This is a genomic window from Burkholderia sp. BCC1638 (assembly GCF_902833195.1).
GTDB classification, from domain to species: Bacteria; Pseudomonadota; Gammaproteobacteria; order Burkholderiales; family Burkholderiaceae; genus Burkholderia; species Burkholderia diffusa.
Window position 1 is genome coordinate 1 of record NZ_CADFEC010000074.1, and the last position, 1,614, is coordinate 1,614.

1 protein-coding gene is annotated in these 1,614 nt (G+C 61.3%); it reads right to left on the bottom strand.

The genetic code is table 11. The features are described from left to right. Positions 1–152: 152 nt before the first annotated feature. Positions 153–1,475: a DDE-type integrase/transposase/recombinase gene (locus HWX22_RS31205; protein WP_244135333.1), complete on the bottom strand. Its 1,323-nt coding sequence runs from the start codon at positions 1,473–1,475 to the stop codon at positions 153–155. Positions 1,476–1,614: the final 139 nt, after the last annotated feature.

The following is a 1,614-nucleotide window of genomic DNA, read 5'->3' on the forward strand; positions in this document are numbered from 1 at the left end:
AGTACTTTCCAAAACCAAAAGGAGCCTGGCGGGAGCGGAGTACTTGGAGCTGGATGGTCGTTAAAGGAAGCTGCATTTTAGGGTACGGGGAGTCTCGGTTGCGAAGGGGAAGCCGTGAAGGGCGTAGCCCGTAGCGGCTTCCCCTTCGCGGGCTATGCGCTGCGTGCCCGAGCCAAACTCCATACATCGGGGTACCGAGGCCGGGTTTGGGCGGCGACTTTGCCCATCAGGCGTTCCCGCGCCAGGCGGACCTGACGGGCGGCTTCGACATCCGTCTGGCTGCGCGCCTGCTGCTTCAGTTGATCGATCGTGATGTCCTTGCGCAGGAAGTCATCCACGTTTGGCAGGCTGGCCAGTTTCTCAAGCGGCGTCATCACATCGTCGGCGCGGTGGACGCGTCGCGTTCGGCCCGGCTTCCTGGGATCGGGGATTTCGGTGCCGAAAAGGCAGGGGCGGTGCATGTTCAGAAACGGATTAAGCAGATCTACGCAAAAGGTGTTGAACTGCTTCGCCCACTCGGCCGGTATGTGCGTGTAGCCGAATTGCTTGCGCACGACATTGCCGTTCTTGGATTCGGCCAAGGCATTGTCGTTACAGCGTCGTGGACGTGAGCGGGTGAACTCGATGAGTTGCTCCTTGAGCATCTTGGCGACGTCATGGTTGATGTACTCCGAGCCACCATCGCTGTGAAAGCCGAGAATCCGGAATGGAAACTGGTCAATCATGCCGCGCAGTACCGGCAGCATGTGTTCTCGCTCCAGCGTCGGCACGGTCGCAACGACTTCCCACTGGGTGACGCAGTCGACGGCATTGATGTGATACACGCCGCGCTGTTCCTCGATGTTGCCCTGATGAACGCTGTCGATGCGGATAAAGCCGGGGCGGTTCTCCGGCGCGGGCGCCCGGCGCACAGCGATGGCCGCGCCTTTGGGACTCGTCTGGGTCTTTGTGTAGACCGTGTGATGCAGGCGATAGGTCTGCGAACGTCGCAGGTTGTAAAGATGAGACGCTGAAAGGTGCTGCAGGCGCTCGTAGCGCTCATCGTTGTAGACCTGATACATCCGGCGCAGCACGACGACCATCGCCGGGCCGGAAAGCCTGCCGTACTCACGCTCGGTCTGGGCGAGCGTGAAGATGTCCTCATCGGTGTAGCGGCGTGCGAAGGCATTCGCGGGCGTGCCCTTCAGCCACGCGAGCCTTTGCCCTTGCACCCAGCGTTGTACCAGCCGCGTCATGTGAGCTCGGCTGAAACCGCTAAAGCGTCGCAGATAGCGCAGCACGAGCCCCCGGTGGGGTCGCTTGAGCTGGTCGTAGCGAAAGCGCCGTAGCACGGATGCGACCCATTCGCGACGCTCGTGCGGGCATGCCGCGGGGGCGAAGTCGAGGGTCTGTGTGCCGTCGAGGACGGCGCGCACTTGGTCCAGGGCGCGGATTTGCGATTCGTTCAAGTTGATGATCATCCGGTAAATGATCATCCACCCCAGTGTCCCGGTGTCGGTCAACTCGCGCGTGTCGGGCCAACAACAGGCTCTTTTGCATTGGAAACGCGCCGAAAGCGCTACGCAAGAGCCAGTGCAGACCCTCGTCCAGGCTCCTGTTCCATTGGAAAGCGCT

What these genes read in the sequence shown, in the direction of transcription:
- HWX22_RS31205 (WP_244135333.1), bottom strand. Translation starts at nt 1,475, where the DNA reads ATGATCATTTACCGGATGATCATCAACTTGAACGAATCGCAAATCCGC.